This is a genomic window from Pantoea vagans, from assembly GCF_004792415.1.
Classification (GTDB): Bacteria; Pseudomonadota; Gammaproteobacteria; order Enterobacterales; family Enterobacteriaceae; genus Pantoea; species Pantoea vagans.
Genome location: NZ_CP038853.1, coordinates 4,042,458 through 4,050,173, shown reverse-complemented (window position 1 = coordinate 4,050,173; position 7,716 = coordinate 4,042,458). Strand labels below are relative to the sequence as shown.

The 7,716-nt window shown below is 56.8% G+C and carries 8 protein-coding genes; 7 read left to right on the top strand and 1 reads right to left on the bottom strand.

The genetic code is table 11. The features are described 5' to 3' along the window. The first annotated feature begins 597 nt into the window (after window positions 1-597). The 7 genes from rpmH (at window position 598) to EGO56_RS18870 (ending at window position 6,223) form a co-directional block, all read left to right on the top strand. On the top strand, window positions 598-738 hold the full coding sequence (gene rpmH, locus EGO56_RS18900) for a 50S ribosomal protein L34 (protein ID WP_003849659.1): 141 nt from the start codon (window positions 598-600) through the stop codon (window positions 736-738). Between the two features lie 14 nt (window positions 739-752). Further along, window positions 753-1,112 carry a ribonuclease P protein component gene (rnpA, locus tag EGO56_RS18895; RefSeq protein WP_008926396.1) on the top strand — a complete coding sequence of 120 codons (360 nt, stop codon included), beginning with the start codon at window positions 753-755 and terminating at the stop codon, window positions 1,110-1,112. After that, on the top strand, window positions 1,076-1,333 hold the full coding sequence (gene yidD, locus EGO56_RS18890; protein ID WP_008926397.1) for a membrane protein insertion efficiency factor YidD: 258 nt from the start codon (window positions 1,076-1,078) through the stop codon (window positions 1,331-1,333). Before rnpA ends, yidD begins: the two co-directional genes overlap by 37 nt. A 2-nt stretch (window positions 1,334-1,335) precedes the next feature. Then, entirely contained in the window at window positions 1,336-2,982 is a 1,647-nt protein-coding gene (gene yidC / locus EGO56_RS18885; RefSeq protein WP_013359606.1) for a membrane protein insertase YidC, read from the top strand. A 92-nt stretch (window positions 2,983-3,074) separates the two neighbouring features. Continuing rightward, the gene (gene mnmE, locus EGO56_RS18880) at window positions 3,075-4,439 is read left to right on the top strand and encodes a tRNA uridine-5-carboxymethylaminomethyl(34) synthesis GTPase MnmE (protein WP_135910507.1); all 1,365 of its coding nucleotides are present in this window, start codon (window positions 3,075-3,077) and stop codon (window positions 4,437-4,439) included. 264 nt (window positions 4,440-4,703) lie between these two features. Further along, window positions 4,704-5,294: a malonic semialdehyde reductase gene (locus tag EGO56_RS18875; RefSeq protein ID WP_033734668.1), complete on the top strand. Its 591-nt coding sequence runs from the start codon at window positions 4,704-4,706 to the stop codon at window positions 5,292-5,294. A 179-nt stretch (window positions 5,295-5,473) separates the two neighbouring features. Further along, window positions 5,474-6,223, top strand: coding sequence for a 4'-phosphopantetheinyl transferase family protein (locus EGO56_RS18870; RefSeq protein ID WP_013359609.1), 750 nt, complete (start codon window positions 5,474-5,476; stop codon window positions 6,221-6,223). A 36-nt stretch (window positions 6,224-6,259) separates the two neighbouring features. Here the strand turns inward: EGO56_RS18870 and EGO56_RS18865 are convergent, their stop codons facing one another. Beyond that, window positions 6,260-7,573: an NCS2 family permease gene (locus EGO56_RS18865; RefSeq protein WP_033734757.1), complete on the bottom strand. Its 1,314-nt coding sequence runs from the start codon at window positions 7,571-7,573 to the stop codon at window positions 6,260-6,262. Window positions 7,574-7,716 lie beyond the last annotated feature (143 nt).

The window sequence follows — 7,716 nt, the reverse complement described above, 5'->3', positions numbered from 1 at the left end:
GGCGGACTCCACTCGTACAAATTCGAAAAGAATAGTAGGCGTTACTCTAAGAAACGTTCATTTTTGACACAGACGCTAAGAAAGCGCCTGCGACCGCTATCAGCGGTTTCCCGTCCTGCAATCACCGGAGGATCGTCAGCGGAAGGGCGGATCATAGCGCAAAGCGAGACAGAGATCTTCCCTTTCTACACAGTTTTGATCCTTTTTATCCACAGGCCTGAGACGCGCAAAGAAGTTTACGCCAGTTGCGGGAAAAACCAGCAGGGATCTGGCGCAATGCGCTAAATTTTCGGGCGACATCTCATTTTATCCCCAGGATCCGGCAAGCCGATCGCAATAAGATCCCGTACGATCCTTGCGCTTTGGAACGGAGCCCGTATAATCCTTCACCCGACATTATGCTGTAAGGCGCAACGTCGGGTCTCAGCGGGCTGTATGCGGGTTTTCAGGCACGACAACACGCGAAGTAAATTGACTCGGGACTGTACAATTATTACAATCCCGCCTCTTTATTAAAGACACATTGAGGCGTAGGTCGATTTACTGGCCCGAAACGCGTCATCCAGTGAAAATTTTCAAGTTTAGGTAGAAACCGCCATGAAACGCACTTTTCAACCGTCCGTACTGAAGCGCAACCGTTCACACGGTTTCCGTGCTCGTATGGCAACAAAAAATGGTCGTCAGGTTCTGGCACGTCGTCGTGCTAAAGGCCGTTCTCGTCTGACCGTTTCTAAGTAATAAAGCAAGCCCTGATGGGTAAGCTCGCATTTCCCAGGGAGTTACGTTTGTTAACTCCCACTCATTTCACTTTCGTCTTCCAGCAGCCACAACGGGCTGGCACGCCGCAAATTACTATTCTCGGCCGCCTTAACGCGCTGGGGCATCCCCGCATCGGTCTCACCGTCGCTAAAAAACATGTGAAACGCGCTCATGAACGCAACCGGATCAAGCGATTGACCCGCGAAAGCTTTCGTCTGCGTCAACATGAACTGCCGTCGATGGACTTTGTGGTGGTCGCGAAGAAGGGGGTTGCCGATCTGGATAACCGTATGCTGGCGGAAGCGTTGGAGAAATTATGGCGTCGTCACTGTCGCCTGGCGCGCGGCTCCTGATCGTCCTGATACGCGTCTATCAACGCGGTATCAGTCCATTACTGGGACCACACTGTCGGTTTCACCCGACCTGCTCTCATTACGGAATTGAGGCGTTACGCAGGTTCGGCCTGATAAAAGGCAGTTGGTTGACATTAAAACGCGTATTAAAATGCCACCCTTTGAACCCGGGTGGTGACGATCCTGTGCCGCCAAAAACCTTTGATACCAGAGAACATTAACGATGGATTCGCAACGCAATCTCTTTCTCATCGCTTTTCTGTTCGTGACCTTTATGATCTGGCAAGCCTGGCAGACGGACCACGCTCCGCAGCCACAGCAGACGCAGACCACACAGGGCACCAACAGCGTAGCGGGTGATACCGCCAGTCAGGGTGTACCGGCCAGCGGTCAGGGCCAGACGATCACCGTTAAGACTGATGTCCTGTCATTGAATATCAACACCCGCGGCGGTGATGTTGAACAGGCACAGCTGCTGACTTTCCCGGACAAACTGGGTTCAGACCAGCCGTTCCAGCTGCTTGAAACAACGCCAGCGTTCCTTTATCAGGCTCAGAGTGGTTTAACCGGTCGTAATGGCCCGGATAACCCGAACAACGGCGCGCGTCCGCTGTTCACCACTGCGCAGGATCACTTCGAGATGGCTGATGGCCAGTCCGAACTGCGTGTGCCGATGACCTATACCGCTGAAAATGGCGTGGTTTACACCAAAACCTTCATCTTCAAGCGTGGCGAATATGCCGTTAATGTCGATTATCATGTCAACAACACCACTCAGCAGCCGCTGGAAGTGTCACTGTTTGGCCAGCTGAAGCAGACGATTGATCTGCCTAAGCATCGTGATACCGGCAGCAACAACTTTGCTCTGCACACCTTCCGTGGCGCGGCCTACTCCACCAGCGAGTCGAAATATGAGAAGTATAAATTCGACACCATCGCGGACAACGAGAACCTGAACGCAACCACCAGCAATGGCTGGGTGGCGATGCTGCAGCAGTACTTTGCGACTGCATGGGTTCCGCGTACTGAAGGCACCAACACCCTTTACACCAGCAACCTGGGTAACGGCGTGGCAGCGATTGGCTATAAATCTGCACCGGTCACCATCGCCGCGGGCGCTCAGCAGAATCTGGGTGCAACGCTGTGGGTCGGCCCGGAAATTCAGGACAAGATGGCCGCGATTGCGCCGCACCTTGATCTGACCGTGGATTACGGCTGGTTGTGGTTTATCTCTCAGCCGCTGTTTAAGCTGCTGAAATTTATCCACAGCTTCATCGGTAACTGGGGCTTCTCCATTATCGTGATCACCTTCATCGTGCGCGGCATCATGTACCCGCTGACCAAAGCGCAGTACACCTCGATGGCTAAGATGCGCATGCTGCAGCCGAAGATTCAGGCGATGCGTGAGCGTCTGGGTGATGACAAGCAGAAGCAGAGCCAGGAAATGATGGCGCTGTATAAAGCAGAGAAAGTGAATCCGCTGGGTGGCTGTCTGCCGCTGGTGATTCAGATGCCAATCTTCCTGGCGCTCTACTATATGCTGTCAGGCTCGGTTGAACTGCGTCATGCGCCATTCATTCTGTGGATCCATGACCTGTCAGCGCAGGACCCGTACTACATCCTGCCGATTCTGATGGGCATCACCATGTTCTTCATTCAGAAGATGTCACCGACCACCGTGACCGATCCGATGCAGCAGAAGATCATGACTTACATGCCGGTGATCTTCACCGTGTTCTTCCTGTGGTTCCCGTCAGGTCTGGTGCTGTACTACATCGTCAGCAACCTGGTCACCATTCTCCAGCAGCAGCTGATTTATCGCGGCCTGGAAAAACGTGGTCTGCATAGCCGCGACAAGAAGAAAGCGTAAGCGATCCAGCGCGGGAGCCATCCCGCTCTAAAATAGTCTATTCTCAGGCGGTCAAAGCGACCGCCTGTGTTTTTTGTAACGAGAGAAATTTTATGAGCCACAGCGATACCATTGTTGCGCAGGCAACACCGCCCGGACGCGGCGGCGTCGGCATTCTGCGCGTCTCTGGTGCCCAGGCGGCAGAGGTCGCCCGCCAGCTGCTGGGTAAACTGCCTAAGCCACGATACGCCGATTACCTGCCGTTCACTGACAGCGACGGCAGCGTGCTGGATCAGGGCATTGCGCTGTGGTTTCCTGGCCCAAATTCCTTTACCGGCGAAGATGTGCTGGAGCTGCAGGGCCACGGCGGCCCGGTAATTCTCGATTTGCTGCTGAAGCGCATCGTGGCGTTGCCGGGCGTGCGTATCGCTCAGCCGGGAGAGTTCTCTGAGCGTGCGTTTCTGAACGACAAGCTCGATCTGGCGCAGGCCGAAGCGATTGCCGACCTGATTGATGCCAGCTCTGAGCAGGCGGCGCGTTCGGCCGTGAACTCGCTGCAGGGCGCGTTCTCCACCCGGGTCAATCATCTTGTAGAAACACTCACTCACCTGCGCATCTATGTCGAAGCGGCTATCGACTTCCCGGATGAAGAGATCGATTTCCTCTCTGATGGCCGAATCGAAGCGCAGCTGAATACGGTGATCGGTGATCTGGATGCGGTCCGTGCCGAAGCGCGTCAGGGCAGCCTGCTGCGTGAAGGAATGAAGGTGGTAATTGCGGGCCGGCCTAATGCGGGCAAATCGAGCCTGCTAAATGCGCTGGCAGGCCGTGATGCCGCTATCGTTACGGACATTGCGGGCACCACCCGTGACGTACTGCGTGAGCATATTCATATAGATGGCATGCCGCTGCATATTATCGACACCGCCGGTCTGCGTGAGGCCAGCGACGAAGTCGAACGCATCGGGATTGAGCGCGCCTGGCAGGAGATTGAACAGGCTGACCGCGTGCTGTTTATGGTAGATGGCACCACCACCGATGCCACCGAAGCGGCGGCTATCTGGCCCGATTTTGTCTCCCGTCTGCCGCCGGAACTGCCAATTACCGTGGTACGCAATAAGGCGGATGTCACCGGGGAAGCGCTGGGCCTGACAGAAGTAAACGGTCACTCACTGATTCGCCTGTCGGCACGCACCAGCGAGGGCGTCGATGCGCTGCGGGATCACCTGAAGCAGAGCATGGGCTTCGCGGGCAACATGGAAGGTGGCTTCCTGGCGCGTCGTCGCCATCTGCAGGCGCTGGAGCTGGCGGCCACACACTTACAGCAGGGGAAAGCGCAGCTGCTCGGTGCCCGGGCCGGTGAGTTACTGGCGGAGGAGCTGCGTGTTGCTCAGCAGGCCTTAAGCGAGATCACCGGTGAATTCACCTCTGACGATCTGCTGGGCCGTATCTTCTCCAGCTTCTGTATCGGCAAATAGCTTTCCGGGCCTGGCGGCATCGCGCTGTCAGGCCTGATTTCCTGTCTCACTGCCTCCCGTGTTATTCCCGCCTCTGCGTTGATTCTTGCTGATATGTTATTTTGCGGCGGCACCGCGTTGTCGTATAACGGTAGACGCGCCGATCTGACGTGCGGCTATGATCGCGGTGAGTGAACCCCGCCTCATCCCGCCGTGTCGGGCCGGACGCAAACCCACTACGTGAACACCGTCAGGCGAAATTTTTGCCTGAAAAAGGAGAGTTGCATGAGTACACCGCTCGACACTGCCGCACTGGATACGCTGTTTAATGACGCCCGCACCCACAGTTACTGGCAGGACAAGCCGGTCGATAACGCCCTGCTGGAACAGCTCTATACCTTAACGGCGCTGGGGCCGACCTCGGCGAACTGCTCGCCTGCACGTTTTGTTTTCGTCACCTCAGCGGAAGGCAAAGAGAAGCTGAAACCGGCCCTCTCGTCCGGCAATCTGGACAAAACCATGAGCGCGCCGGTTACGGTGATCGTGGCCTGGGACCGTGAGTTCTATGAGCAGCTGCCAGCGCTGTTCCCGCATGCGGATGCGCGCAGCTGGTTTACCGGCAGCCCGGAAGCGGCGAAAGAGACCGCTTTCCGTAACAGCAGCCTGCAGGCGGGTTACCTCATCCTGGCAGCCCGTTCGCTGGGTCTGGATGCCGGTCCGATGTCCGGTTTCGATCCGGCCAAAGTCAATGACGCTTTTTTCCCCGACGGCCAGTATCAGGTTAACCTGCTGATTAACCTCGGTTACGGTGAGGCATCAAAACTGCATCCGCGCCTGCCGCGCCTGAGCTTTGAGCAGGCAAGCCGCTTCGCCTGATGCGGCCCGCGTCGCGATTCGGTTCGCGGCGCGTAACTCTGATCCATTCCCGCCAGCCTGCGCTGCCTGATCATCCTATTCTGAATTTAACCCAATCTGTGCTGTTGCTGAGTGCAATAAGGTAGGAAAATTCCTACAATGTTTCTGATGATTATCTGACCATTTTCACGGAGCGACAGATGGCTGGTCATTTTGTACGCTGGACGGGCGATCCCGGCTTCCCGGCTAAAGAGATGTGCATTCCCCAGGCGATTACCGACACGGCACAGCAGTTTGCTGACAAACGCCGTGGACGTTTCCTTGCCGCGCGAACCCTGCTGGCACAGCTAATGCTGCGCGTTTATGGCATTCAAGAGCTGCCACGCCTGATTATCCAGAGCAACGGACGTCCCGTGTTTGCTGACAGCGATCTGCCCGATTTCAGCATTGCCTATGCGGGCAATACGGTGGGTGTACTGCTGGCTGAAGAGGGTGGACGTGCCGGTCTGGATATGGAGATTGTGCATGCGCGGAGCCGTCAGACGCAGGCGCAGCTGATTCAGGGATTAACGTCGGGCGAAATCGCCTGGATTAATGCCCAGCAGGATGCCATGGAAGCGGTGACGCAGATCTGGACGTTACGCCAGAGCATTCTCAAGCTGACGGGAGAAGGCGATCGGGGACTGGATTCGCTGCGGCTGTTGCCGGGTGCCGGTCGGCTGCGATCGTCACTCTATCCCGACATTCAGGTGGTGTGTGATGCGGAACCCATGCTGGTCTGGTCGTGTGCGCTGTCGTCTGCGACGCAGCGGCTGTACCTGTGGGAGATGGATAACGACTTTGAATGGCGTGCATTACGTGAAATTGAGATGGGTAAGCCCAACATCGGGCCTCATGCCCTGCGGCTGACCAGTCTGCCCAGCGAGCGCAATCTGCATCCTGAAATGTAAACAGCCGCAACCGGTGGGTTGCGGCTCTGACTGCGCTTAGTGCGCGTCGATAAAGACAATCTTCAGCACAAACAGTAGCGCAACAATCACCACGCAGGGGCTGATCTCACGCCAGCGGCCGGTGCCCAGCTTCATGACACAGTAAGCAATGAACCCCAGCGCAATCCCTTCGGTGATGGAGAAGCTGAAGGGCATCATGGCGGCGGTCACAAACGCCGGAACCGCTTCGGTCAGATCGTCCCAGCGCACGCGCGACAGGCTGGCCGTCATCAATACGCCCACGTAAATCAGTGCGCCCGCGGCAGCGTAGGAGGGCACCATCGCGGCCAGCGGTGACAGGAAGGTCACCAGCAGGAACAGCAGGCCGGTCACCACAGCCATCAGGCCGGTACGGCCACCAATCGCCACGCCCGAAGTGCTCTCGATATAGGCGGTCACCGATGAGGTGCCTGCCAGCGCGCCACTCACCGAACTGATGCTGTCGACATAGAGCGCCTGCTGCATCCGCGGGAAGGTGCCGGTTTCATCGGTCAGTCCCGCTTTGTCGGTGACGCCGATCAGCGTGCCGGATGAGTCGAACAGATTGACCAGCATAAAGGAGAAGATGACGCCCGCCATGCCAATGTTAAACGCGCCTTTGATATCAACCTGACCCACCACCGACGTAATCGACGGCGGCGCTGAAAACAGACCAACAAACTTCACGTCGCCCAGCATCCAGCCAATACCGGTGGTGATCACCATTGAGATCAGTACCGCCGCATGGATATTACGTGATGCCAGAATGGCAATAATAAAGAAGCCCAGCGCACCCAGCAGCACGCTGTGCGAGGTCAGGTTGCCCACCGCCACCAGGGTATCGGGATTCGGCACGATAATACCGGCGTTCTTCAGCCCCATCATGGCGATAAACAGGCCGATACCGGCGGTAATGCCAACGCGCAGGCTCAGCGGGATATTGGCAATCATCCAGTAGCGAACCCGCAGCAGCGTCAGGATTAGCAGGCCGACCGCGCCCCAGAAGATCGCGCCCATACCGACCTGCCACGAATAACCCATCGCCCCGACCACCACAAAGGCGAAGAAGGCGTTCAGGCCCATTGCGGGGGCCAGCGCCACCGGCAGATTGGCAAACAGCCCCATCAGAATGCTGCCGAAGGCGGCAATCAGACAGGTGGTCACAAACACCGCCTGGGTATCCATGCCGGCGACGCCGAGGATCTGCGGGTTGACGAAGACGATATAGACCATCGTCAGAAAGGTGGTGATACCCGCGATCACTTCGGTACGCACCGTAGTGCCATGTTCCTGCAGCCTGAAGATGCGCTGCAAAACGCCTTGCTTGCTCATGCCATCCATCCAGAAGAAAAAATCATCGGCGCGTATCCTGGCGATTTTACCGGGGCAATACAATGATTTTTCGCAACCGATTGCCAGTCTCGCAATCTGCGCTGAGTGCGGTAGAGTGTGGAGCTCCCCCCTGAATCGAAGGA